Source organism: Halobacteriovorax sp. GFR8 (assembly GCF_050955245.1).
Lineage (GTDB): Bacteria > Bdellovibrionota > Bacteriovoracia > Bacteriovoracales > Bacteriovoracaceae > Halobacteriovorax_A.
Genome location: NZ_JBPBLR010000002.1, coordinates 2482539 through 2508239, shown reverse-complemented (window position 1 = coordinate 2508239; position 25701 = coordinate 2482539). Strand labels below are relative to the sequence as shown.

General features: G+C 37.7%; 23 protein-coding genes. 12 read left to right on the top strand and 11 right to left on the bottom strand.

All coding sequences use genetic code 11. The features are described 5' to 3' along the window. Window positions 1–50 precede the first annotated feature (50 nt). Window positions 51–563: a peptide deformylase gene (def, locus tag ACRXC1_RS12545; RefSeq protein ID WP_392912671.1), complete on the bottom strand. Its 513-nt coding sequence runs from the start codon at window positions 561–563 to the stop codon at window positions 51–53. Between the two features lie 52 nt (window positions 564–615). On the opposite strand from def, the gene ACRXC1_RS12540 reads away from it, so the two are divergent. The 5 genes from ACRXC1_RS12540 to ACRXC1_RS12520 all read left to right on the top strand — a co-directional run bounded on the left by ACRXC1_RS12540 (window position 616) and on the right by ACRXC1_RS12520 (window position 6050). After that, complete coding sequence (locus tag ACRXC1_RS12540; protein WP_433659269.1) at window positions 616–1092, top strand: low molecular weight protein-tyrosine-phosphatase; 477 nt, start codon at window positions 616–618, stop codon at window positions 1090–1092. After that, window positions 1073–1564 carry a transcription elongation factor GreB gene (gene greB / locus ACRXC1_RS12535; RefSeq protein WP_433659267.1) on the top strand — a complete coding sequence of 164 codons (492 nt, stop codon included), beginning with the start codon at window positions 1073–1075 and terminating at the stop codon, window positions 1562–1564. Before ACRXC1_RS12540 ends, greB begins: the two co-directional genes overlap by 20 nt. A 1-nt stretch (window position 1565) precedes the next feature. Next, the gene (locus ACRXC1_RS12530) at window positions 1566–1940 is read left to right on the top strand and encodes a DUF6165 family protein (RefSeq protein WP_433659265.1); all 375 of its coding nucleotides are present in this window, start codon (window positions 1566–1568) and stop codon (window positions 1938–1940) included. An 18-nt stretch (window positions 1941–1958) separates the two neighbouring features. Further along, a complete protein-coding gene (locus tag ACRXC1_RS12525; protein WP_433659263.1) occupies window positions 1959–2750 on the top strand; it encodes a class I SAM-dependent methyltransferase in 792 nt (263 codons plus the stop codon). Window positions 2751–2867: 117 nt separating this feature from the next. Further along, window positions 2868–6050 (top strand): efflux RND transporter permease subunit, encoded by a 3183-nt coding sequence (locus tag ACRXC1_RS12520; protein ID WP_433659261.1) that lies wholly within the window; start codon window positions 2868–2870, stop codon window positions 6048–6050. Here the strand turns inward: ACRXC1_RS12520 and ACRXC1_RS12515 are convergent. Further along, window positions 6047–6565, bottom strand: a complete 519-nt coding sequence (locus ACRXC1_RS12515; RefSeq protein WP_392912683.1) for a hypothetical protein — start codon at window positions 6563–6565, stop codon at window positions 6047–6049. The two genes, ACRXC1_RS12520 and ACRXC1_RS12515, sit on opposite strands and share 4 nt — an antisense overlap. Before the next feature lie 65 nt (window positions 6566–6630). Between ACRXC1_RS12515 and ACRXC1_RS12510 the strand changes: the two genes are divergently transcribed. After that, window positions 6631–7596: a KpsF/GutQ family sugar-phosphate isomerase gene (locus tag ACRXC1_RS12510; protein ID WP_392912684.1), complete on the top strand. Its 966-nt coding sequence runs from the start codon at window positions 6631–6633 to the stop codon at window positions 7594–7596. A gap of 2 nt (window positions 7597–7598) precedes the next feature. Here ACRXC1_RS12510 and lnt read toward each other — a convergent pair whose 3' ends face one another. Next, on the bottom strand, window positions 7599–9050 hold the full coding sequence (gene lnt, locus ACRXC1_RS12505; protein WP_433659259.1) for an apolipoprotein N-acyltransferase: 1452 nt from the start codon (window positions 9048–9050) through the stop codon (window positions 7599–7601). A 63-nt stretch (window positions 9051–9113) separates the two neighbouring features. Between lnt and ACRXC1_RS12500 the strand changes: the two genes are divergently transcribed. Then, window positions 9114–9773 (top strand): hypothetical protein, encoded by a 660-nt coding sequence (locus ACRXC1_RS12500; protein WP_433659257.1) that lies wholly within the window; start codon window positions 9114–9116, stop codon window positions 9771–9773. An 8-nt stretch (window positions 9774–9781) separates the two neighbouring features. Here ACRXC1_RS12500 and ACRXC1_RS12495 read toward each other — a convergent pair whose 3' ends face one another. Further along, a complete protein-coding gene (locus ACRXC1_RS12495; protein ID WP_433659255.1) occupies window positions 9782–10921 on the bottom strand; it encodes a S8 family serine peptidase in 1140 nt (379 codons plus the stop codon). 290 nt (window positions 10922–11211) lie between these two features. On the opposite strand from ACRXC1_RS12495, the gene ACRXC1_RS12490 reads away from it, so the two are divergent. Next, the gene (locus tag ACRXC1_RS12490; RefSeq protein WP_392858847.1) at window positions 11212–11430 is read left to right on the top strand and encodes a hypothetical protein; all 219 of its coding nucleotides are present in this window, start codon (window positions 11212–11214) and stop codon (window positions 11428–11430) included. A 55-nt stretch (window positions 11431–11485) separates the two neighbouring features. Here ACRXC1_RS12490 and ACRXC1_RS12485 read toward each other — a convergent pair whose 3' ends face one another. From ACRXC1_RS12485 to ruvX, 7 genes are all read right to left on the bottom strand, one after another. Beyond that, complete coding sequence (locus ACRXC1_RS12485) at window positions 11486–11857, bottom strand: TraR/DksA family transcriptional regulator (protein ID WP_392912622.1); 372 nt, start codon at window positions 11855–11857, stop codon at window positions 11486–11488. Window positions 11858–12197: 340 nt separating this feature from the next. Beyond that, window positions 12198–15770 carry a hypothetical protein gene (locus ACRXC1_RS12480; RefSeq protein ID WP_433659252.1) on the bottom strand — a complete coding sequence of 1191 codons (3573 nt, stop codon included), beginning with the start codon at window positions 15768–15770 and terminating at the stop codon, window positions 12198–12200. A gap of 142 nt (window positions 15771–15912) precedes the next feature. Then, window positions 15913–17430, bottom strand: coding sequence for a hypothetical protein (locus ACRXC1_RS12475; RefSeq protein ID WP_433659250.1), 1518 nt, complete (start codon window positions 17428–17430; stop codon window positions 15913–15915). Between the two features lie 127 nt (window positions 17431–17557). Next, the gene (locus ACRXC1_RS12470) at window positions 17558–18367 is read right to left on the bottom strand and encodes a DUF808 family protein (protein ID WP_433659248.1); all 810 of its coding nucleotides are present in this window, start codon (window positions 18365–18367) and stop codon (window positions 17558–17560) included. Next, window positions 18360–19457 (bottom strand): FliG C-terminal domain-containing protein, encoded by a 1098-nt coding sequence (locus ACRXC1_RS12465; protein ID WP_433659246.1) that lies wholly within the window; start codon window positions 19455–19457, stop codon window positions 18360–18362. The genes ACRXC1_RS12470 and ACRXC1_RS12465 overlap by 8 nt, the downstream gene beginning before the upstream one ends. 18 nt (window positions 19458–19475) lie before the next feature. Continuing rightward, window positions 19476–20513: an endolytic transglycosylase MltG gene (gene mltG / locus ACRXC1_RS12460; protein WP_433659244.1), complete on the bottom strand. Its 1038-nt coding sequence runs from the start codon at window positions 20511–20513 to the stop codon at window positions 19476–19478. Between the two features lie 38 nt (window positions 20514–20551). Next, window positions 20552–21010 (bottom strand): Holliday junction resolvase RuvX, encoded by a 459-nt coding sequence (gene ruvX, locus ACRXC1_RS12455; protein ID WP_433659242.1) that lies wholly within the window; start codon window positions 21008–21010, stop codon window positions 20552–20554. A 212-nt stretch (window positions 21011–21222) separates the two neighbouring features. Between ruvX and rho the strand changes: the two genes are divergently transcribed. From rho to murA, 4 genes are read left to right on the top strand one after another with little or no spacing between them, the layout of a single operon-like run. Beyond that, window positions 21223–22470, top strand: coding sequence for a transcription termination factor Rho (gene rho / locus ACRXC1_RS12450; protein WP_433659240.1), 1248 nt, complete (start codon window positions 21223–21225; stop codon window positions 22468–22470). A 28-nt stretch (window positions 22471–22498) separates the two neighbouring features. Further along, window positions 22499–23563, top strand: coding sequence for a peptide chain release factor 1 (gene prfA, locus ACRXC1_RS12445; protein WP_433659920.1), 1065 nt, complete (start codon window positions 22499–22501; stop codon window positions 23561–23563). Window positions 23564–23571: 8 nt separating this feature from the next. Then, complete coding sequence (locus ACRXC1_RS12440) at window positions 23572–24456, top strand: N5-glutamine methyltransferase family protein (RefSeq protein WP_433659238.1); 885 nt, start codon at window positions 23572–23574, stop codon at window positions 24454–24456. Then, the gene (gene murA / locus ACRXC1_RS12435) at window positions 24449–25699 is read left to right on the top strand and encodes a UDP-N-acetylglucosamine 1-carboxyvinyltransferase (RefSeq protein WP_392912640.1); all 1251 of its coding nucleotides are present in this window, start codon (window positions 24449–24451) and stop codon (window positions 25697–25699) included. The genes ACRXC1_RS12440 and murA overlap by 8 nt, the downstream gene beginning before the upstream one ends. Window positions 25700–25701 lie beyond the last annotated feature (2 nt).

The following is a 25701-nucleotide window of genomic DNA, read 5'->3' as shown; positions in this document are numbered from 1 at the left end:
ATATCTTCTACAAAAAAAGAAGGCCCTCTTTTGAGGGCCTTTTGTTATTGCTATAAATTTTCTTCGTAAACGAGTTTCTTGATATCTTTGACATTGTCGACGTAGAGTTTTCCGTAGAGGTGATCGATCTCGTGTTGAAAAACAGTTGCTAAGAAGTCCCTAGCTTCAAAAGTAATTTCCTCTGCTTTCTCATTCAAGTACGTCACGCGAATATGGTTTGGTCTTTCCACATATCCTCTAAGGCCTGGAACAGAAAGACATCCTTCCCAATAGCCATCTTCTTTTTCCGTTAAGAATTCTATCTTAGGATTGAAGATAATCATTTTTCCACTTGGACTAGCGTCTTCGTAGCGAGAGTCTTCTGGTACATCAATTATTGTAACTTTCTTAGAAACTCCAATTTGAGGAGCTGCGATACCTATGCCACCAACTGCAATCATTGAATCATTCATATCTTCTATAAGCTGCTTTGTTTCTTCGCTTAGTATCTCTTCTTTTGTAAAGTCTTGCGCTATTTCTCTTAATACGGGATCACCCATTGTTCTGATTCTTTGAACTGTCATAATTTTATTCCTTTAAATTTACTTTCACCTTCGATTCTATCATAATTTTAATATGAAAATCTTATTTGTTTGTCTTGGAAATATATGTCGTTCACCGGCCGCTGATGGGGTTCTATTTCATCGAATCAAAGAGCTCGATTTGGTTGAACATATTCAGGTGGACTCTGCTGGTACGAGTGCATACCATGCTGGAGAAGGTGCAGATCGACGTATGCAAGAGCATGCTTTAAAAAGAGGCTATACTCTTCCTAGTATTTCAAGAGGTTTTATTAAAGAAGATCTTGAAAATTTTGATCTTATTATTGCAATGGATAAGTCAAATTATAGAAATATTCTTAAATTTGACACTGAAGGAAAGTATAAGAATAAGGTGAAGTTATTTTGTAGTTTTTGTAGTGGAGCTTATACTTCATATGAAGAAGTTCCTGACCCATACTTTGGTGGGGCAAGAGGCTTTGAAGAAGTAATGAACCTTGTTGAAAATGGAGTAGAAGGAATTCTAAATCAATATGGCAATAAAGAAAGATAATTATATTACTCCTCGTGGGTACGCAAAGCTTGAAGAAGAATTGAATTTTCTAATGAAAACAGAAAGACCTGAAGTGACAGCGACTGTTAAGTGGGCCGCTTCATTAGGCGATCGATCAGAAAATGCTGACTATCAATATGGAAAGAAAAGACTTCGTGAAATTGATCGACGTATCCGCTTTTTAAATACTCGAATAAACGCGGCTTTAATTGTCGATCCACTTTCTATCTCATCTGAAAAGATCCAATTCGGTGCAACGGTAGTCTTGGAAGATGAGGATGGCAACGAGAAGAGGTACTCCATTGTAGGAGTTGATGAAGTTGATACGACCAAAGGGCTCGTTAGTTGGAAGTCTCCGATTGCAAGGGCCATGATTGGCAAGGAAGAAGGGGATGAGGTTATCGTTCAGGCTCCTGGTGATGATTTTGAATACACTATAGTAGAAATTAATTATATTGATATTGAGGTATAAGATGATGATTGAATGTCCCGTTTCTCTCGGTGAGCTAGTTGATAAAATGACAATTTTAAAAATTAAGACGGAAAGAATTGAGGATGCTGACCGTGTCCGTCTTGCTCAAGCAGAATATGATGAGCTTGCAAATACTTTGGCCAAACTAAACTTGGAAGGTATGGACAAGTTTATCAGTGAGCTTAAAGATATTAATGAGGAGCTTTGGGTAATTGAAGATGATATTCGTTTGAAAGAGAAAGCTGGTGACTTTGGTGATGAATTTATCTCTCTGGCACGTAGTGTCTATAAAACAAATGATTTGAGATTTAAGGTTAAAAATTCAATCAATATGAGTTACAATTCTGGCATAAAAGAAGTCAAATCATATAAATAGATAACAAAAGAGTATTTAATGTCGAAAATTCCAACGAATTTGAAGTACCAACTTTATGAAAAGTCAGTTCAAAATCACGAAGCTGATATTGAATTTATCAACAAAGAGTATAAAAAGATTTTTGGGCGCTCTCCAAGAACTCTAAGAGAAGACTTTGGTGGAACGGCCGCAATGGCATGTGACTGGGTAAAAGAAGGTGGTGATCGTGAAGCTTGGGGGATTGATCTTGATGAAGAGCCACAAGCGTATGGAATGGAAAATCACTACTCTCGTCTAACAGATGAAGAGAAAACACGTATGCATTATATCAATGGAAACGTGCTTGATGATTACGACTTTAAAGCAGATGTTACTGTTGCCTTTAATTTTTCATACTTCATTTTTAAAGAAAGAAATGTTCTTCTTAATTACTTTAAGCAGGTAAAGAAGAATATGGGGCCAGAGAGTGTTTTCATGGTCGATATCTTTGGTGGAGAAGAATGTCGTCAAGAGTTAGAGGAAGAAACAGAGCACGACGATCATACATACTTCTGGGATTGCGATAGCTACAATCCTTTAACTGAAGAAGTTCAATACTATATTCACTTTAAAACACATAGTGATGGAAAACTTTATCGCAAAGCCTTCTCTTATGATTGGAGACATTGGTCAATTGGTGAGATTAAGGACATCATGAAAGATGCTGGTTTTGAGAATATTATCACATACTGGGAAGGTGAGGATGATGATGGCTCAGGTGACGGGATCTTCTATCGCTCAACAGTTGAAGAAAATTGTGAGTCTTGGGTGACTTATATCATGGCCTACTAACCTATTTTCAGTAGGTTAGTGAGTGTAAATTCGATATAACATCTCAAAAACTAAATAAATTCACATTTTTAATGCTACAAGCTACTGTTTTTAAAAATCTAAATAGGACAGTAGCTTGTGAAAAAACTAGTTTCATACTTTGTTGGAAATAGCTTTCTAGTAAACTTATTAAGTATCATGATGGTGCTCTTTGGGATTATCTCCCTTGCCCATATGAAAAGAGACTTAATATCAAACTGGTCATCAAAAAGAATTCAAATAACTGCCACTTTAACCGGTGCAGGTGCTTCTCAAGTTGAGAGATTTCTCACTTATCCGATTGAGCGTGCCATTAAAGGTAGTGCTGGAATTGATAAGATTTGGTCAAATTCTCAGCAAGGATATATGCGAATCAATGTTGATGTAAAAGATGAGTTTGAAGAAATTGATGATCTCGAAACACGTATTAAAGACGCTATTGAAACAATTCGTGGAGACCTTCCTTCTGAAACTAAAGATATTGTTGTTCGTCATATTAAGCAAACAGATTCTTGGTTTAACTACTATGCAATTTTAAATTTTGATCAAGATAGCGATCTCCACCAGAATTGGCTTTTAAAAATTGAAGAAGAACTTGAAAGGGTTAATGGTGTTTCAAGAGTTGATACTTACGGCTACACTAAAGATCTCTATATTAAGCTTAATGTCGATAAAATGGCCCGCTACAGAATCAATCCTTCTGATATTTACAATAAGATTAAAGAGACATTTAGAATTTATCCTCTTGGAAGTATTCGCAAGGGAAGTGATTCTTACTCAATTGAAATTGAAAATCTAAACTATGATATTGAGTCTCTTAATAATCTTTTAATTCGTTCAAATAACTCAAACCATACGCTTCGCCTTAAGGACTTAGCGACACTCGAGTACCGTTTACCTAAGATTAACAGAACTAATTATACAAATGGTAAGCCGGGGATAAGCTTTAATATCTTTAAAGATGTTGAAGCAGACTCAATCACATTAAAAGAGCTGCTAGAAGAAAAGCTAGCTAAAATTAATAAAGAAGCTCCAGAGGAGCTGAGTATTATTAGTGTTGAAGATGGGCCTGCATTTATTGAAAGGCAAATTAATGCACTTCAGTCTAACGCTTTAATGGGAATCGTTCTCGTTCTAATCACTCTTTGTTTATTTCTAGGTTTTAGGACAGCAATTATGACATCTATTGGGATGCCTCTTGCTTACTTCTTTACTTTTACTGTTCTTGAGACAATGGGAATTTCAATTGATCTAATCTCTGTTGTAGGAATGTTACTCGTAATTGGTATTCTCGTTGATGATGCTATTATTATTTCAGAACAATATATACAAAACCTAGAAAAGGGAGCAAGTTCTAAAGATGCAGCTGTTGGAGCAGTTCTTTCTACTTGGAAGCCTATTTGTGGAACGGTTGCTACAACTCTAATTGCCTTTGCTCCAATCCTTGTTGGAAAGGACTCAATGTCAAATATCTTAATGGCAATTCCAGTTGTTGTTTTCTCTGCACTTCTTTTGAGTTTATTTGAAAGTTTCTTTATTCTTCCAAATCACTTAAAGCACTTTGTGACAAAGGCAAATGGTCATCATGAGTCAAACTATTTTCAACGATTCAAGCGTGGATACCTGAGACTTCTTGATGGTGCACTTAGGTGGCGATATATCGTTTTAACGGGCTTTGTTGTGGCCATGATTGGTTCAATTATATTTGCGAGTAAGAATATTAACTTTAATTTCAACCTAAGTATTTCATCTGAAACAGTGGAGTTCGTTGGCTCCTTAAAAGACTCTGAGAGTCTTGATGATTCATTTAAGCAATTAGCTCCTGTTGAAGAGGTGATGAATAAGATTGATAAGAATAAGTACAATAACTATCAATTTACGATTGGCCAAAACTACACAAATGGTAAAAAACAAGAAGGGCCACAATACTTCAGTTATCGAGTTTCATTTTCTCAGCTTGATAATAATGTCGAGGCCAATAAGAATGATGTTCAAGACTATCTAAAAGATCAGCTAAAAGAGCTAGAGAAAACAGGTAAGTTTGAGAGACTGGAAGTAAAGATTGCAAAAGGTGGAAATGATGAAAGTCGTGAAAACCTCGTTGAAGTAACAATTCAGTCTCTGTCTCCATTCAATGTTGAAGAGGTAACTGAGTATACTAAGAAGGCCATTGAAGATTTAAAGATCGAAGGGATTAAATCGGTTGATCTTGATGATTCTCTTTTTAAAGATGCTTGGGTATTTACTCCTAAGAAGGATGAGATCCAATCTCGTGGACTTTCTCTTGGGCAGGTCTCTAGCCAACTTGTTCAGTTTATCAGTAAGAATGAGGTATATGAATACACAAGTGGTAATCGCAAAATCCGCTTTTTAACTTATGCTGCTGATGGGGACGATTTAACTTTTGAAGAGCTTGGAAACCTTCCTGTTGTTCTTGCAAACGGTGAGGTTATTAAGTCTTCAGAGATTGGTAGTTGGAAGAAGCAGAAGAAGCAATCAGTGATCAGACACTCAAACTTAATGAGAAAAGTTGTTGTTGATCTTCCATTTGATAAAGAAATTATAAAAAAAGAAGTACTGATTAAAAAAGTTGATCTATTAACAAAAGAGCTTTCAAAAAAATATCCAGATCTAATGTTTAATGCACAAGATGCTGATGAACAGTCGAGAAAGAATAAGAATTCGATGGTTAAGAAATTTGCGTTTGCGCTTCTTGGTATCTTCTTCATTCTTGCAGTTGTACTTAGAAGTATTATGCAGCCACTGCTCATTTGTTCTGCAATCCCATTTGGAGTAATCGGTGTTATCTGGGCCTTCTACTTTCAGGGGTTAGATATCAGCTTAATGGCCATTATCGGTATTATTGGTATGGCCGGGGTTGTTGTTAATGACAGCTTACTTCTTGTTGTAACGATTAATGAGAAAAGAAGTGACTGGTTTAGCTTTCATCGTCCTGAGATCCTAGAAGGAGCAGGAAGCCGGCTTAGAGCAATTATTCTAACAAGTATCACAACTCTTGGTGGTGTTTTCCCAATGGCCTATGCAATTGGTGGAGATGCTGGATTTACTAAGGGACTGGCCATGAGTATGGGCTGGGGACTTCTTTTCGCTACAGTTCTAACACTTGTCGTTCTTCCATGTATGCTACTTATCCAAAGAGATTTTATGGTTTTCTTTAAGCGTAAAATTTTAGGAAAGGGGAGAGCAGAGGAAGTTGTTGAAGAAATAGATGAAGTTGTTATCGTAACTAATAAATTAGAAGAAGAAAGCGTTATTCACTAGAATAACTCTTTCTCAGCTTCTTTTGCTTTTTGTTCTTCAATTTTCTTGATCATTGCTTCTCTTTTGAGAATACGATCAATACGGTAGAGGATTGTTTTTTCAAGGATTCCATCCGAGCGAACAAGTCGCCATCCTTGTAGGAAGTCTTTTTCAATCATCTGACGACGATAGATTGAAACCTTAGAGACCTCTTGTTTTCCGCGATATCCTTTAATGACATTTATAACTAATTTAAATTGGGCCGCCTTAACCATTTCTTTAGAGCCAAAGGCATCAGAGAAGTTAATTTGACTCGTATTGTTGATCCAACGAGTTTTTACGACTCCAGCTTCTTGGTTTTTCACAGAAATATCGTACTGTTGCATAATTTCTAGAACTGCTTGCCAAGTTTGGTTAAAATTAGACTTGTAGGTCTTAGAAGGAATTTCTGATTCTTCAACTAATTGTTCAAATTGTTCATATGAACTACAACCAAATAGCAGGGAAAAAAGCACTATTATTTTTAACATTTTCATATAATTATAATAACATAGTCGTAGACTCGATCGAGATAGAAAAATTGACACCAAAGGAGATGGTAGTGGAGCATTTTGGTCAGATGAAGGAAGTTTTAAAACTTGAAGCTGATTCAATTCTAAGAGTTATTGATCTCTTGGATGAGAAGATGTGTAACAAACTGACGGATGTCTTCGAATATCTCCATGCTCACAACGGCCAAATGGTCTTATGTGGTGTTGGGAAATCTGGCCTTATTGGTGAGAAACTATCTTCAACTTTTAGCTCTTTAGGTCTGCGCTCTATCTTTCTTCATCCTACCGAGGCCCTACACGGTGACCTTGGGAGAGTCAGTGAAAATGATGCCATTATTTTCTTATCGAAATCTGGTACGACAAGTGAAATTCTAAAACTTATTCCATTTCTAAGAATCAGAAAAGAGAATCGTATAGCGCTTGTAGGTGATTTAACAAAGCAAATTGCTCTTGAGTGCGGGATTTCTTTTGACTGTTCTGTTGAGCGCGAAGCTTGTATCAATGACCTTGCTCCTACGACTTCATCAACTGTAGCTCTTGCTATGGGTGATGCGATTGCTGTTGCCTATGAAAAATTTGTGGGGCTTTCACGTGAAGGCTTTGCAATTAATCACCCTGGTGGAAAATTAGGTAAGTCCCTTACGATGAAGGTAAAAGATCTAATGTGGATCGCTAAAGAATGTCCAATTCTTGAGTCATCAAATCTTCTAAAGGACGCAGTTCTAGAAATGACGAATAAGCCTCTTGGTGCACTTGCTGTCATCGATCATGGTAGTTTTAGTGGAATCCTTGTAGAAGGTGATATTAGACGCTCTATTGCTAAGAATGCTAATGCTCTTGAAACGGCACTAAGTGAAATTATGACAAATGAGCCAAAGAAAGTTTCTTCAAATGACCTTGCTATCGATGCTCTCGCACTAATGGAACAGAATAAGATTTATGTTCTGCCTGTTATTGATGGGACTGAGTTTAAGGGATTCATTCGCATGCACGATCTTTTAAAAGAAGGCTTTTAATCTTAAAGTGAAAAATCCTTTATCTCTTGTTTAAAGTTTTCAGTACGAATTAATTCTCGTCCATCTTGTTTGATTACGGCCGAGATTCCTGTATTTGTTGCTCTGATAATTGGAAGGTTAAACTCCACAGCTCGCCATTTTGCTAAGAATAAATGCTGCTCTTGTTCTGAGTAAGGCCCATACCAAGAATCGTTAGTCACATTGACGATGAAATCAATCTTTTCACCTCGCTTCTTAACTTCTTTAATATACTTTCCTACATAGCGAGGAAAGAGAACTTCATAACAGATTAGTGAAATAAAATTCTTATTTTTGACTTCAAAATTTGTATACTTCGTTCCACTTGCAAAGAATGAAATATTTGTTAGGTGAGGGGCAAGATACTTATTTAACGGACCAAATGGCAGGCCTTCTCCAAATGGGATGAGAACCTGTTTATGATAAACCTGATCAATAATTCCTTCACCGCGAGATAAGACTGTTGCATTATAAGTATTTTCTAAAACGCTAGGATTTGTTGAGGCAAGATCATATGTTCCAAAGAAGTAGCTTGCTTCACTATTAACGAAAAGATCCATTAGCTCACCAGCGAGCTTTTTATTTTCTCTTGAAAAAATAAATCTCGGATATGATGTCTCGGGCCAAATGACGAGGTCAATATCATCAACTCCATCTGCTAGACTTAGATCCTTATAGATATTAATAACCTCTGAAGAAGCAAGTCTAAGCCCTTGTTCAGATTTGAGTTTTAAATCGTTTCCAATATTTCCTTGTACAATGCGAATCTTAAGATCGTCTCCAATCTTGGCCTTGATTGGGCCGACTCCAAAGTTAACAAGTAAGAGCGCTAGGATGATTCCACCTTGGACCTTGTGGAGTTTTTGCTTTTGATAGAACATGAAAATAAGGTGTCCTATAAATAAGCTTAAGAAGCTATAAAAAGGAACGCCTAAGAGTCTTGCAGGCTTTAGAAATGGAGAAATCTTAAGCCATGGATGACCAAAAAGGGCCGGAAACTGTTGTGGAGTAAAGTACTCTAGGGCCACAAAGATTAGTGAATAGAGGACTCCTCCAGCTAATGTATCAATCTTCACATGCTTCTTTAAAAGGAAGAAGATGATTAGAAAGAGATAGAATTGTGGGGCAATAATAACTGAAAACAGCTGCCACAGAATAAAGTTGAAAGGAAAGAATAAATTCCCAAACTCATTTAACGTAAAAGTTAGCCAGTAATAGCCTGCAAAATTATATCCCCAACAGAATAAGAAAATATTTAAGAGATTATACTTAAAACGATTTTCATTTTTTAATCCGTAAAAAAGAACGGCGGCACTTAAAAAGATTGTCGGAAAGATTGTGAACTTTCCAATGAATGGGAAATTTAATGCGTAAATGATACCTGCAAGAATGTGAACAACTGGCAGGAAGAATTTATTTTTCAGCAGGCTAGACATACTTTATTGTCGTATATGATTTAACATTTGCCAATACTAAGCTTATGAAATTACAATATTCTTATGGATAAAGAATTCTTAAACGACATACAAAAACATCAACATCTCTTCATGGAAGATAATATTGCACAGGATGTGCAACTTATAACATGTCCTAAGTGCGAAAGTGAAAATATTGTTGAAGACCGCTGCCAAGAATGTGACTTCGACTTATCTTTTAATCCATTAGGAGAACCATTAGGGGAGAAGAGTTTCTATACATTTCGTGAAAGGTATTGGCTGACTCTATCTCCTCTGGAAATGGAAAATCCCGCAATTTTCCAAGGTGATGTGAAGTTTAAGAAATTCATGATCAAAGTCCGTCGCCGCTACAATAATCTTCTTGATTACTTCTACAGTGAAGAGTCGAAGAACGATAAACTTAGGCCATTGTACCTACAAGAACTTGTGGATATCGTGATTGAAATGATGAATTCAGGTGTAAGTGAGCAAGAAATTTGGCAGCCTTATACTCAGAAGGGGATTGAAGAGGTCTCTCTTTATGAACGTATTAAGGAGGCAATTTCTGAAACACGAGAGCTTAATAAAGGCCAAGTCGAAAGTTTTCTTGATTATAAAATGATGGGATTCTTTAAGGTGTCTTATTTATTGTATGGAATGCTGGCGGTGATTTTTGTTATGGGGACGACCCTTGCGCTTACGTCCTATTTAAGGGCCATCTAGGAGTTTAATTATTTTCTGATAATTACTTTTGGAGTGTTTGCTACTTCTCTCTTGCTTCCTTTGTAGCTAGCAAGTTTTCCGTTTGTTTTCGTGTTTAGTTTTTCTGCAAGCTCAACTGCTGCTGTTGCGTCTACACGTCCTGAAGATTTAACCTTTCCATTAAAAGTAATTTCTTTCTTAGCAGTGATTGAAATGATCTTCTTAATTTGCTTTGCTGAAAGACCTGGGTATCCAGCTTTTAGCATTGCAGCTACTCCAGAAACAAATGCAGTTGCTTGTGAAGTTCCTGTTAGTAGTCCATTTCTTGACGTTGGGATAGCAGAGTTAATTTTGTATCCTGGTGCTGAAACATCTACAGTTTGTGCTCCCCAATTAGAAGAGTTAAGGATATTCATCGACTGGTCGTGAGCAGTTACAGTAATGATATTTGATAACTTGTAGCTTGCTGGGAAGTAAGCTGTGTTCTTGTTATCGATATTTTCTTGCTCGTTACCTGCTGCTGCAACAACGATGATTCCTTTTCTTTCTGCTTTCTTTAGAATTTCAAGTTCTTCTAAATCTGGCTCTGGTCCACCACCTGAGTAGTTAATGATATCAACACCAAGATCAACAGCATAACGAAGTGCCTTGATTGTTGAGTTTAAGTTATCCTTACCAGAAGCATGACGGTTGTAATACTTAAGTGAAAGAATCTTAACATTTGGGAATACTGATTTAATAATTCCTGAAACGTGAGTTCCGTGACGGTTCTTATCGTAAGGAGTATTTACATTATCTGCACCTTTAGAGAAGTCTAGCCCAAAATTAGTAATGCTAGCATCACCTTTAGGTACATAGATATTATCTTTAAGGAATGGGTGAGTTGGATCAATACCAGTATCAATAACTGCTACGACAACTTCTTTTTGAGTTGTTAGTTTTTTAAGTGCACCTGGAAGATTAATTGAACCTTGTGCAAAGTTATTCTTAATTCCCCAGCTTGAAAAACGAGATCTTAATACATCAGTATTAGATGTTTCTTTTTGATATTCTTTTTTGAAAACACGTTGTCTTAATTGATCAAATGATAATTTTTGACCTTCACCAGCTCCAAAAGCAAAAGAGCTAGCAATTAAAGTAGAAAGTAGTAGAAAAGATTTTAGTTTCAAAAAGTGCTCCTTAGTAACTCAAACTCACTGTTATAGAATGCACAGCATGTGCCAACACTATGACAGGATTCTACCTACTTAAACCGTTCACCTATAGTCTATATGGATAGTTTATAGATAGGTGTCAAAATCTTATACACTATTTTGAAAGTGGTGGTAGAAAATAAGGCCAAAAGGCCACCGTGTTCATTACTCCACTTTATTAAGTTACCGTAATCATTATATCAGACTTTGGCATGGCCCGTGCTTAATTATGAACAGAAGAAGAACTTACCATGGAGGGTAATTCAGTGAAAACAATTTGGACACTATCAATCAGTATCTTTGTCTTTGCATATGTCATGATCGTAGCACCAATTAATAACACAAATTCAAGTACAACGAGTCCTAAGGTGGAGGAGATCCTCAAATCAAATGAACAGGTTAAGAAAGTCTTAAAAAGGGATATATCAAAATATGTCTATATAAAGAAGGAGACCTTTAGTGTAGACGAGGGGATGGCCCTATAATAAAAAAAGCCTGCAATTGCAGGCTTTTTAACTAACATTTGGAATATGAAAAAAGCTATGAAGCTCTTCGCATGTGTTGCTCTTCACGCTCTCTTTCTTCAGCGTGCGTGATACAAAGATCGGCCCATGGTTGGTTTTCAAGCCTTTTCTTACCAATTGGCTCGTCACAATCTTCACAGTGTCCGTAAGTACCGTCTTCAATACGGTGAAGTGCCTCTTCGATCTGTCTCAGTTTAGTCATTGCTCTAGCACGCATATTAAATGTAACCTGTTGGTTAATTACTGCGTTTGCCACATCACCTTCGTCAGGTAGATCATCTGTCGACATCTTAAGGTCTTCAGTACTTGTTAGAATACCACCGTTAAGAATTTCAGCTTTTGCGGCCAATAACTTCTTTTTAAAATATTCTAGTTTTTCAGCTTCCATTTAGTCCTCCTCCTTAACGAAGTAAAACAAGCAAAGTTTGTTGGTTAAACTATTACGCGACACTTAATTTTAACCCTGAATTTATTTAGTTCAAAAGTTGTTTTAAAAGTCGGCAATAGTTGCTTTCAATTCATTTTCAATAGTTGCCCTAAAACCTCAGCCTTTGCTTCGCTCTGAAGCTCCTTGGGAACCTATTGTAGGCACTCTTCGTATGTGGCGGGAAAATAATTAACTTAAATTCTTTTTACCAATAATATCGGTAAGTTCTGCCGGTAATAAAAAAAGGACGCTGAACGCGTCCTCACTTTTTTCGCCTAAATTTATTGGCATTAAACTATGTTTATCGTTGATCTATCTCTTCTTTGATATATGGTCGGTTAAGATCAACAGCTCCTGTTGTTGAATTGACTATGAAGTACTGATCAAAAGTTGTTGTGGCCATATCTGCTAGAGCGAAGTTCGTTCCATTTGTAAGAATCCCTGTATCAAGTACTCCAGCAAATGAAGCTGGATTGATAAAGACGTAGTGATTGCTTAGAGAAATGGCCGATCCAGCATTATTATTGCTGTGAATATCTGTTGGGTTATACCCATCCTTATGACCTACATAGAGAACATTTTCATAACTAACATTAAATGTATTCGTTCCTTTATTTGAGAAGAATGCATATGTGTTAACTGGAGCAGAGTCAGTAAACATATTGCCAATGAACTCAAGATTCTTAAATGCAAACATCTCTGAGCTTGATAATGAATAATCAATGCGATCAACAAGAAGAGAACCTGTCGGTGAGCCAAATGTATTATTCTTCACACTAATATTTTCAAATACTGGCCCTTCTCCGCTATTTTCAGTTGAGTATGCTCCTGCAACTAGGCCAGTCGCAGAACATCCAACACTACCTTCAACCGTATTATTATCGAATTGAATATTGTGAAATTGTGCTCGATCATCACCTGAGTTATTGTTGCGACTTATTCTTCCCATGAGAATCCCAGCAGACCCTGAAGAACTACAATTAAACTTTACAGTTGAGTTTGCAATACGGAGATTTTTAATTCGTCCGTGCTCAACATATGGAAAGATACCGTTAAACATTTGATTGGCTCCAGTGTAGTCATTGTAGAAGTTTGAAATAGTGAAACCATTACCATCAAGAGAGCCATTGTATGAATTATTAAAGTCTGATAACTGAAGTGATTGTCCCCCCATGTCAATATTATTTACGAGTCTAAAACTAAAGTTACTTAAGAATAGATTGTTCTTAATAAATGTTAGGTCAGCTGCATTTGAAAGAAGAAAAGGGGTTTCTTCAGAACCTGTCACTATCGCACGGCCATTTGTTGCAAATCTCATAAAACGATTTAGGGCAATATCTAACTTAGAGTCACCACTTAACGTAAAAAATTGGCTCCCCACAAAGCTTGGAGGTAGAGTCTTATTTGGAAGGTCGTTAAAAGTAAGACTGATTTCTCCACCTGGTGTTCCATATCTTAGAGCACTTTGAGAAAGTACTGTTGTGCTATCTGTGTAGCCTTCGTATACAAATTCATGAACCGCAACTCTATCTTTAATATTTACTAGAGTGGAATCATTAATAAACCCAATAAAGTCGATAATATTAGCGGTACTCGCTCCCCATCTTGTATAGTGGTGTCCACGAACAGTTACATAGGTATTTATATCTGGCATAACACCAATAAGGGAGCCGCTAGAGTTACCAGTGGCATATCCAAGATTTGTAAAAAGTAGACCGGAATAGAAATTGTGATAAAAATCTATAGAAGAAAGATTCGTTGTTGATGAAAGTGTCCCAAGAGCACCTCCAACACCTTCAAGTCCGTTTGATCCTGCAGCTGCACCAGAAATCGCGTTAGTCGCAACATGATTAAGTCTAAAGTTAGCATTGCTTCCATCTAAATTTAGTCTTCCTACTAAGCCGCCAGCACTTCCGTCGGCACTAACACTTGCTCTCGTTGCTGAGTTATAAATTCCAAATGAATCACTTGGGTTGGCAAAAACCGCATGCCCAATAATTCCACCAGCATTTTTTAGCGTTGTATTGATACTTCCAGTTGTTATTGAAGAGCGAATTTGAAAATACTCAGGATTGAAAATCTTTCCGGCGATTCCGCCAGCACCTTGAATCGTGTTGTAAGAAAGGTCACTTGAGATTGCTAGGTGAATATTATTTTCACCAAGTTCTAGACGACCAAGATTATTTGCGGCCGGTGACTGATGTTGTCCTAGAAGGCCTCCAATGATTGCAGGCGCAGCAGATGTGTATGAGTTTGTGAAAACATAATTATTACTATAGGTACTAATATTTGTGAGGTTTTCTGAAAAACCAATTAGGGCCCCAACAGACTGCTGTGTATTTGTTGAATCAACCTCTATATTAATATTTCCTTTTACATCATAGATTCTAATATCACGATTATTAGTTCCAATATCTGTTGAACCACTTGTTAAAGCACCAGCAAGAGAACCTACATAGACACTGTCGCTGGCCGGTAAGCCTGTACATTTTAGATTGAAGTTACTAAATGTAATTCTTTCAAATTGTGTGTTCACATTCTTTGAAGTCGTTCCATCATAGAAGGATTGATTAAAGAGTCCTCCACATGAGTGGCCAAGACTTGATCCAGAGGGTGTCGTAGAAGGTGATGAATTTGTCATTGAACCCGAAATAATTAACTCATGAAATCTTGAAGAGTCTCCTAAGTATTTGGCAAGAACAGGACCTGCTGTCAGAGAATTAACATTGATATTTAAATTATCAATCTCTGCTTCTTCGTCTGTTACAGTACTCCCGATACTATTGAATAATGAATCTGAAGCACCAATAATATGAGGTAGCTTCTTAATGCTTAGGAGGATATCTCCTTCTAGTGTCCCACTAAAATTAGTCCCTGATGTTGCAGGTGCAGTACCGGCAAAATCAATAGCTCTTCCGATAATATAATTATCAGAAGGGTAAGATGCGATATTATTAAATTGATCTGCCGTACAGATAATATTTGTCCCTCTCGAACCAGCACTATCGGCAGCAAATGGAGAGCTTGTCGCCGCCCCTGCAAATGCACAAGAATCATAGCCTGCTAAAATTGTGAGACCATTCATTGAGTCTTGTGTTGCTAGTAGGTATTCTAGTGAAGGAAGTTCAGTTGTCTTAGGAATTCTTCTCACTTGAGAGGCACCTGAGCAAGCAGTATCATAGTAGGCCACGATTTCAACTGGATTATAAAAACCGTTATCACTTGTTACAACGTTGTAGTCAGCTGTCAGATCATAAGTAAAAATATCACCAGCATTTGGTGTTAAGCATTTTGATTCAAGAGTTAGGCTAGGATCGACAACACCTTCAGCATTAGTTGTCAGGTAGCGAATCTTAAGTGATTGAGCATTACTTGGAGCCTCATCACAGCTGTCTCTTTTTCCTTTCCCCACAACCTGAACAACACCGTGACAAGTTTCAACCTTAAATTGATTGCCTGTTGTACTGTCATGAATAACTGTATTAGTTAGGGACGCACAGTTGGCCGTTGTCATAACTAAGTTCATTGGAGTTTCAGTTGAGTCGACTTCTGTATTTATCTGAGAACAATACTTTGTCCCTGTAAGGTTTGATGGAGTAGTTCCACTATGCCAACCAATGGCCTTTACATCGTAATTACCAAAAGGAAGCTCAATTTCAATTTCAGAAGATGAACTTGGGTCGAGACCAATTTGAAAAACTTGTTTCGTCGTATTATTTCGCCCAAAGATCAGAACACCACCATCAAAGTTTGAACTTAAATCACCAACCAAGAATTGTGATTTTGAAAATGTAACTTTTGTGTTTGATGTTTTTACCCCACATGAAGTGAGAAATAGCGATACTAGAAATAATCCAAAAATATGACGGTGCATACGGTCCCCAAATTCAATTTAATCCACAAAACTTATCGGTTAAGCAAATCTTAACCTTTAAAGAATAAGGGACAAAAATCTACGGGATTTCAGAGCTTTAGATGATTGATTGGCCAAAGAAATGCCATTTCTTAGTGCCATCTTAGTAATATGTGTAGTTGAAAAGCTGTCCATTGCTAGTAGTTAAGTCAAAGCTTCCTGCTCCAGAGGGGCTACCTGAGACTGTAAGCGTACATGACATCGATACTGGACACGAAATATCCCCACTTATTGTCAGTGTGTCCGGAGTTGAGACGATAGAGAAGTGTACAATATCATCCGTATTATTTGTGTAAGTTATAACTGTGTTCCCACCAGTTGTTAGATCAAGACTTGCACCAGGAGTTGGCGCTAGGTCTGGGATAGGAATCGTAACAATAGGTGCCGCTGTAACACTAAAGCGCTTCGGTGGCGATGTTATATTCATGCTTAGACCATCATCATAATAAGAACCAGTCATTCTAAATTCAAATGTTTCGCCAATATCAAAGTTAGTTGTATTACCATCAAGGACAACATCTCCTGTAGTCATATCATAGGAGATAGGGCCAGAGCCAATTGGATATCCACAAGCAACAAAAGTTGAATCATCTGTTCCCGCTACCTTGTATTCACAAGTATAATTCATCGAGTTGCCTTGATAAGTGTCGTTTGCAACATCATATGGGCCACCAACCTGTACTGTTGTTGAAGAGTTTCTTTCAAATGAATGAGTCGAATTCGTGATAGAAATCTCAAAAGGAGTCGGAGGCATTAAGTAAGTAAAGTATGTCCCATCATAGAAGTGACGATCATTTCCAGCAGCGTCTTTTTCACCAATACTATTCATTGTGACAAGTTTGCCATTTTGGCCAGTCGAGCAATCTGTTGTTCCACCATCCTTATCTTCAAAGCCTTCAATTCTAAGAGGTAAGTGAAAGCCTCCCTTAAGCCTAATTGGGAGAACGAGTCCAACGGAAGAATCAAGAACCATTTTAGCGTAGTCGCCACCATCAAGAAGATTACCGTTAGAACTACTATAGCAAGTATTCAATGATTCATTAAATTTTGATTGAGTGTAAATATGGTCTCGATTAATAGGTCCTTCGTAGTGAGGAATACCAAACTTAAGTGAGAGATCGGTATTAAATCTAATATACTCGCCCATATTACAACTTGAGCTTTCACAAATTGACATATACTTGGCCGTTTGAAGTCCATCGATGAATTCTGCACAAGGGTGGCCAGCATCCACAACATTTGCCGGTGCCGCTTGATCGACTTTTGTCAGGTTAAAATTAAATGTTGTCTGTTCTGGAATTACAGCATTCTTTACAACAGAACAATAGAGGTCACCTTCCATCATCTCGCCGGCCGTTGAACCATGCCATCCTAAAACCATAATTTTCCAATTTCCATTATCAAATTCGTGATCAAGAGTTGCCTGTGAAAGGGGAACAACATAGAGAAGTGGTGGTTTATCTGAAGGGCCACCAATAGCTAACATAACAGCACCATTATCAAAGAGTCCCGCTACTTGAGAGAATGCACCTTGAAGCTTTACTTCAACATTTGAGGACTTTCCCCCACAGGAAGTAAGGATGATAGCGAATGAAATTAGTAGCATATTGATAATTTTCATAATTCCCTCAGACAGTTAACTAAATAAATTATCGTCTATCGCTATAATAAACTTTAATTTAGTGTAGACTAAACTTCTCGTGATTACAGTCGTTTAGGGAAGTGCTCCTGAAGAGATATGCCAATAATTAGCGTAAGAATTTTGATTTTATATGCGATAGAATACTTAGGAGGATAAGGGCCGAAAAACCACCAATAACACCTAAGAATAGGTTTTGAAGTATTTCATATGTGTAGAGGTCTAAGTGAAAGCTATGAGCAAAGATTCCACCGGCAACGAGAAACATTGCAATTGTCCCAACAATCCCAAGTCCTCTCATAATCCAAGGCATTGAGCTGACACAGGCATAACCAAGTTTCTTATACTCTTTTCTGATCAGGTAGAGACCAAGATCATCAATTTTTACTAAGACTGCAACTAGACCGTAAATTAGAACCGAGGCCAAAAGTCCTACAATAATGAGAGTTATAAGCTGATTAACAAATGGGCCACTAATACTATTTTGTGCAATAACGATAATTTCAATTGAAAGAATTAAGTCCGTACGAATTGCACCGGAAACTTTCTTCTCTTCACTAATCTCTGCCAGAACCTTCTTACTATCTTGCTTGGTAACTTTTTCTAAAACCTTGTGAGCACCTTCATAGGCCAAGTATATTCCACCAATAAGTAGAACGACTTGAAGGGCCGGAGGATAGAAGTAGGTAAGAGCAACAACTCCTAAGATACTGTAGAGTTTATTTAAGAGGGAGCCTACAAAGATTTTCCACACCATGGGAAGTTCTTGATCGGCATTTACTCCGTGAATAACTCCTGCATTAACTGCTAGGTCATCGCTCATGAGAGCACTAGTCTTTTTGATAGCAACTTTTGACATGATGGCCACGTCATCAAATGTTGTTGCGATATCATCGAGAAGAGACAGAAGACTAAACATATTTTACAAATGACTTCGGGCTTAGAACTAGCTCGCCCGAGCGCTCCTTCTCATGGATATACTTTCTTAGTTCGTCTTGCGCCTTATTAATTGCTGAAGCAGGTTTTGGCTGGTCATACTTAATTAAAAATTCTTCACGAATACCAGCTGTTACTTCTGAAAGTAGGTCGTTGATTAACTCTTTCGATGACATTCTTAGGGCACAGGCCATAATGTCAATATTGAAGTTTAAAAAGAACTCGCGCTTCATATCTATCGTCATATAACGAAGGCGATCGATATCTTCCACTGACTCCGAAATATTCATTGCAAGCTGAGGATTCTTATCGTGAATCTTGGCAAGTTGCTTTTGGTAGTCATCAGGATTTAGACCATTAAAAAGATTTGTATCTAGGCCCTTTAGTCTATTTTCTCTCTTCTTTACAAGAGAGCCGATTGAATCATATGTGATCGAGTTAAGAGTTTGTGTGAACTCAACGCCAATACGAAGAAGGTGAGTTTGTAAGCCTTCTCCTGAAACGTGGTAGCGGTTAACTGAAGCGATCTTCGCTTCGTGTTGCTGTGGCAGCTCTTGATCCGTAATAGATGTGATATAGATTGTCTTACCGATTTCGTACTTTGCTTTTTTTTTGGCATCAATAACAAAAGCAAGTCCCCTAAGTGAAATGTCGAGAATGATATCATGTTGCGTTTCTTCTTCGCCTTCAACTTTATAAGAGATATTCTTAAAGTCTGGATACTTGTAAGTAAATCTCTCCACACTACGGCGATCTCGCATTCGAACTTCACTTGGCGTCTTAAAGGATAGTCCACCGTTTTCTAATTTGAAAATATCTTTTTTAAATATCATATCCCCTGCAGGGTAGTGAAAGAAAACTGGTGAAAGCGGGGCGATACGAGTGTAGAAGGGTGCACTTTCTTTTGTTAATTTAATCGAACATTTTTCAATTGTAACGGAATTGAAGGTTGCAGTGTATTCTTCGCGCATGTCTTCATTGTTTTGCCAAAATTTCAAAACAGCGCCTTCCTCATAGAGCTCAGTAAGCCTTTTAAAAATATAATCTTGATCGAAAGATGACCATAGTTTCATAGTTTTATACTTCTTTAATTATTGTTTCTTATTAAGATCTCGCCAGCTACGCCCCTTGCGGTTTGCTCTGTTCTTTTGCCAATAATCAACGGCCTGACTGTGCTCTTTATATGTTTTAGAAAAAACGTGAGTCCCATCATTTTTTGAGACAAAGTATAGGTAATCGTGTTTCTTTGGATTAAGTGCTGCTTTTAGTGCCGCAAGTCCAGGGTTTGCAATTGGCCCTACAGGAAGACCTGAGATTTTGTAAGTATTGTATGGAGTCTTCTGTCTTAGGTGCTTCTTGCTGATATTTCCTTTATACGACTCCCAGATCCCATAAATAGTTGTTGGGTCTGATTGAAGACGCATTCTCTTTTTTAGGCGATTGTGAAAAACGCCAGAGATTGTCGGTCTTTCAAACTTTGCACCTGTTTCTTTTTCAACCATTGAGGCAAGAGTTACGAGCTGATGCTTTGTTAGCCTTACTTTTGAAAAATCTAAGTCTTTTGTTTTATCTTTAAAGTTATCATACATGCGGTGAATAATTGCACGGGCCTTCATCTTCTCATGGAACTGATAAGTGTCAGGGTAAAGATAGCCTTCAACTCGACCTGCTGGAATACCTAGTGAATGAACAAACTTCTTATCTTTTGCTTCTTTAATGAAATCTTTTTCATCAACAATTTTTTCATCGGCCAAGGCCTTAGCAATTTGAAAGAGGTTATAACCTTCTGGGATTGTTACTCGGACCGTTAAGCTCTTTCCACTAATAAGTAGTTCAAGTAGCTCGTCCATTGTGATCCCTTTTGGGATGATATAGCGTCCGGCCTTAAAGCTTGTTAGCTTTCCTTCAAATTTTACATAGCGATGGAAAAGGCGCGGAGAGTAGATGATCTTGTCTTGTGCTAAACGGTAGTTAATCGTTCCAAAAGTGTCTCCACTATTAATTTGGAATTCAGTTTCAGGGCCACCGTATTGCCAATGATAAATGTTGTAATAAGTGTGTGCCACTAAGAGGCAGATCGATAATGCAGGTGCAAGCACCAAAAAAATAAATAAGTTTTTCTTTGTCATAATAACAATAGGATATCTTATTTTTATATTTTGTGAAATTAACTTCTTATGAAATCTTCTAGTATGATCACCGCACTAAGCTCATCAATTTTTGTTGGATCGAACTGAAAGTTATACTCTGGAGAGTTCAGCATTCGCTCCTTGGCCGACTTAGTCGTTAAGGTTTCATCTTGTTGGTAGAGTTTTACACTAGGAAATTTCTCAACTAATGCATTAAAGATAGCCTTGTGTTCTTTAGTCTTTTCACTTTCATTGCCATCGACGAAGTAAGGGATCCCCATGACGATAACTTCCACAACTTGGTCTTCTATAACTTGTTCAAGCTCATGATAAAAGTGAGCAATCCCTTTGTTGATGATACGGCCTGCCCCAATAGGGAATGGCTCACGCCCAGGGCAGAAGAAGCCAAGGCCTATGACCTTCTCTCCATAATCAATAGAGAGGATATTGAGGCCACGAAATTCTTCAAATTTAGGATAACTAGAAAACTCATTCATATTAGGTAGTTATGCCCATTTTGGCGCCTCAAGTCAATCTCTAAAGTCAGCTTGACTAGGAAAGGGGGAGGGTTTATGATGAGTTTATCTATTTAAATCAATACCAACCAATTAAATCTAATAAATCCATGCCATTAATGGATCATTAATAGAGGCAAATTCTAAATAAATCCAATTTTATATATTCAGATATTTCAGGAGTAGTACATTTTATGCATTTAAGTGAATTGAGAGAGATGGAAATCAAAGAGTTAAACAAGATTGCTGAGAAGGCAAAAATTGAAAACTCTGCGGGGATGAAAAAACACGAACTAATCTTTGCTATTCTAAAAGCACACGCAAAAGAGAAGCAGGACATTTTTGGAAATGGTGTTCTTGAAATCTTACCAGACGGTTTCGGTTTCTTAAGGTCTCCTGGTTATAACTACCTTCCTGGTGCCGATGATATCTACGTATCACCAAGTCAAATTAGAAAATTCGCACTTAAAAAAGGTGACTCAGTTGAAGGACAAATTCGTCCTCCAAAAGATAACGAAAGATATTTCGCTCTTTTAAAAGTAAGCACTATTAATGATCAAGAGCCAGCTGCTCATAAGAAGACAGTTCTTTTTGATAACTTAACTCCACTATATCCAGAAAAGAAGATCAACCTTGAGTTTAATCCAAGCAATTACTCAACACGTATGATCGATATGTTCGTACCGCAAGGTTTTGGTCAACGTTGTCTAATCGTTGCACCTCCAAAAGCTGGTAAGACGCACTTACTACAAGAAGTTGCTAACGCAATTACTGAAAATCACCCAGACTCAGTTCTTATCGTTCTTCTAATTGATGAAAGACCGGAAGAAGTAACTGATATGAAGAGAAATGTTAATGCGGAAGTTGTTTCATCAACATTTGATGAGCCAGCAAACCGTCACGTTCAAGTTGCAGAAATGGTTCTTGAAAAAGCAAAACGTCTAACTGAAGCAGGAAAAGATGTTATTATCCTTCTCGATTCAATCACTCGTCTTGCTCGTGCATATAACACTGTTGTTCCACCATCTGGAAAGATCCTTTCTGGTGGGGTTGACTCAAACGCACTACACAGACCAAAGAGATTCTTCGGTGCTGCTAGAAATATTGAAAATGGTGGCTCACTTACAATCATCGCTACTGCACTTGTTGATACAGGTTCAAGAATGGATGAAGTTATCTTTGAAGAATTCAAAGGAACAGGTAACTCTGAAATTCAACTTGATAGAAAGCTTCTTGAGAAGAGAATCTTCCCAGCACTTGATATCAACAAATCTTCAACTCGTAAGGAAGACCTACTTATGGATCAACTAGATCTACAAAGAACTTATGTTCTTAGAAAGGTTCTTCACCCAATGAGTACAATTGATGCAATGGAATTTATGCTTCAAAGAATTACGAAGACTAAGACTAATGCTGAATTCATGGACTCAATGAATAGCTAAGAAAAAGCTAAAAGGATTTTAAATGAGCATGTTTGATAAGCTTGATTCAGTCGTACAGCGTTTTGAGGTACTGACTGAAAAAATGGCAGACCCAACATTATACGATAGGCAAGAGGAGTTCAAAAAGATTTCAGCAGAGCGTGCTAATCTTGAAGAAGTTGTTATTGCTTACAAGAAATATAAGCAAATCAAAGAGGATATTGCTGAAGCAAAAGAGATGCTTAAGGAAAATGATCCTGATATGAAGGAGATGGCAAAAGAAGTTCTCGATGAGAATGAGCCATTAATTCCTGAACTTGAAGATGAACTAAAGATTCTTCTTCTACCAAAAGATCCATTAGATGATAAGAACGTTATGGTTGAAATCCGTGCCGGTGCAGGTGGGGATGAGGCTTCGATCTTCACTGGTGATGTTCTAAGAATGTACCAAAACTATGCTCGCTCAGTTGGGTGGAAAGTTGAAATTGATTCTCTTTCAGAAAACGATGAAGGGATTAAAGAGGTTATCTTCTCAATCTCTGGTGAGAAAGTTTACTCAAAGATGAAGTATGAATCTGGTGTACACAGAGTTCAACGTGTTCCAAAAACAGAATCTCAAGGGCGTGTCCACACATCAACGATTACAGTTGCAGTAATGCCTGAAACTGAAGATCTTGAGTGGGAACTTGATATGAATGATGTTCGTGTTGAGGTTATGCGTGCCTCTGGTTCAGGTGGACAGCACGTTAACACGACTGACTCTGCGGTTCGTATGACTCACATTCCAACGGGAATTGCAGTTTATAACCAAGATCAAAAGTCACAGCTTAAAAATAAAGAGAAGGCCAAGAAGATTCTTGCAGCACGTATCTTTGATAAGATGTTACAAGAAAAGAATGCTACAGAAGCAGCTGAGAGAAAAGGCTTAATCGGTACAGGTGATCGTTCTGAGCGTATTAGAACATATAACTATCCTCAAGGACGTTTAACTGACCACCGTATTGGTCTAACTCTTTACTCTCTTGATAAGATTATTGAGGGAGATATGGCCCCGGTTCTTGATGCACTTATTGCTCACAACCAAGCAGAGTTGCTTAAAGGCCAAGAGGAATAAGTAGTAGCATGAGCTTTACTACACTTGGGGACTACATCGGCTCGTTCTTTAATGAGAATAAAAAATTCTTAGAGGCAAACTACCCTGGAATTACTCTTTCTCGTTTAAAGGCCGAGCTGAAAGACTTTTGTCGCATCCTCGAGTCTCAATTCGATGACATTTATATTTCTGAGAATAAAGGTGTCATCGAAGAATTCTTAAAAAAAGTCAGGCAGGGAATTCCCCTGGAGTATATTAGCAATCGTGCTTTCTTTTACCGCTCATCTTTTTATATAAATGAAAATGTTCTTATTCCTCGAAGTGAAACAGAAATCATGGTGGAGTGGACTTCTGAGTATATTAAGAAGAATAAGCTTAATGATATCTCTATTGCAGATATTGGAACTGGAAGTGGTGCCATTGCCCTAAGTCTAGCGGGAGAAATTGGAGAAATTGAAGCAAGAATTGTGGCAAGTGATATAAGTCCTAAGGCCTTAGAAGTTGCTCGTGCCAATAAATTCTTTCACCGATACCGCTACCCAAAGACGGTAAAAATTGTCTTTGAAGAATCTGATTTACTAACAAATCTCAATGAAAACTTCGACATCATAATAAGTAATCCTCCATATATTAAAGAGGATGCCGACTTAAGTGAAGTTCATGGACAGGTTCACCGCTTTGAACCTCATCTGGCCCTTTACTTAAAAGATGAAGATTATGATAATTGGTTTAGAAATTTCTTCCAACAAGTGGAGGAAAAGTTGAATGCCGGTGGCCTGTTCATAATGGAAGGTAGTGAATTGCATTTAGAAAACTTAAAAGATATTTTAGGTGAATATCAATTCTCTAATCTTGAACTGATTAAGGACTATACAGATCGCTACCGTTTTCTAAAAGGAATTAAAAATGGATAAAATTATAGTTAAAGGACCAGCACGTCTTTCTGGTGAAGTTGAAATATCTCCGGCCAAGAATGCCTGTTTGCCAATCTTAGCGGCAATCCTCTTAACAGATAAGAAAGTTACACTAACAAATCTACCTCAGTTACGTGATATTAACACAATGCTTAAACTTCTTGAGATGATGGGCGTACAATGTGATCGCAACGGTAAAGATATTACTTTTGATGCTTCTACTCTAAGTTCTCACGAAGCAACTTATGAACTTGTAAAAACAATGCGTGCGTCGATCTTTGTTCTTGGGCCGCTTCTGTCACGTCTAGGTAAAGCGAAAGTTTCACTACCTGGTGGTTGTGCCATTGGGACTCGTCCAATCGATATTCACCTCGATAATCTTGAGAAAATGAATGTTAAGATTGAAATGAAAAGTGGTTATGTTTACGCAGAAACAGATCACCTTAAAGGTGCTCATGTAAAGCTTAAGTTCCCATCTGTTGGTGCGACAGAGAACTTAATCATGGCCGGTGTCTTTGCCGATGGTCAGACTATTATTGAAAATGCGGCAATGGAGCCAGAGATTGATGATCTTGCTAATTTCTTAAACTCACTAGGAGCAAAGGTTTCAGGAATCGGAACATCTCGTATTGTTGTCGACGGGGTTAAGGAACTTAATGGTGGAACTTACCAAGCAATAGGTGACCGTATTGAGGCCGCTACTTATATTATCGGAGGCCTTATGACGAAGTCAGAGGTGACGGTAAAAAACTTTAATCCTAAGCATCTTTTCAATGTTCTTGAAAATCTTCAAGGCATGGGAGCAAAGCTTGAGATCGGTGACGATTTTGTTAAAACATACCCGTCATCACTAAAAGGTTCAAAAGTTATTACTGAGCCATTCCCTGGTTTTCCAACTGATGTACAAGCTCAAATGGTTGCACTTTTAACAGTTGTTGAAGGGAACTCACTAGTAACAGAAAATATTTTTGAAAATCGTTTCATGCATGTACCAGAACTTACTCGTCTTGGTGCAAGTATTGAGCAACTTGGTAGCTCTGTCTTTATTGAAGGTGGAAAGCCTCTGACGGCAGCTCCAGTTATGTGTACTGATCTTCGAGCATCAGCAGCTCTTGTTCTTGCCGCTCTTTGTGCTTATGGTGAAACGAAAATTGATCGTGTCTACCACCTACAACGTGGTTATGAAGATCTACCTGAGAAGCTTAAGAAGCTTGGTGCAAGTGTTGAACTCGTAAACGAATAGGG

Bases quoted from the DNA above. Each gene is read 5' to 3' on its own strand.
- def (WP_392912671.1), bottom strand. From the start codon at position 563: ATGACAGTTCAAAGAATCAGAACAATGGGTGATCCCGTATTAAGAGAA.
- ACRXC1_RS12540 (WP_433659269.1), top strand. From the start codon at position 616: ATGAAAATCTTATTTGTTTGTCTTGGAAATATATGTCGTTCACCGGCC.
- greB (WP_433659267.1), top strand. From the start codon at position 1,073: ATGGCAATAAAGAAAGATAATTATATTACTCCTCGTGGGTACGCAAAG.
- ACRXC1_RS12530 (WP_433659265.1), top strand. From the start codon at position 1,566: ATGATGATTGAATGTCCCGTTTCTCTCGGTGAGCTAGTTGATAAAATG.
- ACRXC1_RS12525 (WP_433659263.1), top strand. From the start codon at position 1,959: ATGTCGAAAATTCCAACGAATTTGAAGTACCAACTTTATGAAAAGTCA.
- ACRXC1_RS12515 (WP_392912683.1), bottom strand. From the start codon at position 6,565: ATGAAAATGTTAAAAATAATAGTGCTTTTTTCCCTGCTATTTGGTTGT.
- lnt (WP_433659259.1), bottom strand. From the start codon at position 9,050: ATGTCTAGCCTGCTGAAAAATAAATTCTTCCTGCCAGTTGTTCACATT.
- ACRXC1_RS12500 (WP_433659257.1), top strand. From the start codon at position 9,114: ATGGATAAAGAATTCTTAAACGACATACAAAAACATCAACATCTCTTC.
- ACRXC1_RS12485 (WP_392912622.1), bottom strand. From the start codon at position 11,857: ATGGAAGCTGAAAAACTAGAATATTTTAAAAAGAAGTTATTGGCCGCA.
- ACRXC1_RS12480 (WP_433659252.1), bottom strand. From the start codon at position 15,770: ATGCACCGTCATATTTTTGGATTATTTCTAGTATCGCTATTTCTCACT.
- ACRXC1_RS12475 (WP_433659250.1), bottom strand. From the start codon at position 17,430: ATGAAAATTATCAATATGCTACTAATTTCATTCGCTATCATCCTTACT.
- ACRXC1_RS12470 (WP_433659248.1), bottom strand. From the start codon at position 18,367: ATGTTTAGTCTTCTGTCTCTTCTCGATGATATCGCAACAACATTTGAT.
- ACRXC1_RS12465 (WP_433659246.1), bottom strand. From the start codon at position 19,457: ATGAAACTATGGTCATCTTTCGATCAAGATTATATTTTTAAAAGGCTT.
- mltG (WP_433659244.1), bottom strand. From the start codon at position 20,513: ATGACAAAGAAAAACTTATTTATTTTTTTGGTGCTTGCACCTGCATTA.
- ruvX (WP_433659242.1), bottom strand. From the start codon at position 21,010: ATGAATGAGTTTTCTAGTTATCCTAAATTTGAAGAATTTCGTGGCCTC.
- rho (WP_433659240.1), top strand. From the start codon at position 21,223: ATGCATTTAAGTGAATTGAGAGAGATGGAAATCAAAGAGTTAAACAAG.
- prfA (WP_433659920.1), top strand. From the start codon at position 22,499: ATGTTTGATAAGCTTGATTCAGTCGTACAGCGTTTTGAGGTACTGACT.
- ACRXC1_RS12440 (WP_433659238.1), top strand. From the start codon at position 23,572: ATGAGCTTTACTACACTTGGGGACTACATCGGCTCGTTCTTTAATGAG.
- murA (WP_392912640.1), top strand. From the start codon at position 24,449: ATGGATAAAATTATAGTTAAAGGACCAGCACGTCTTTCTGGTGAAGTT.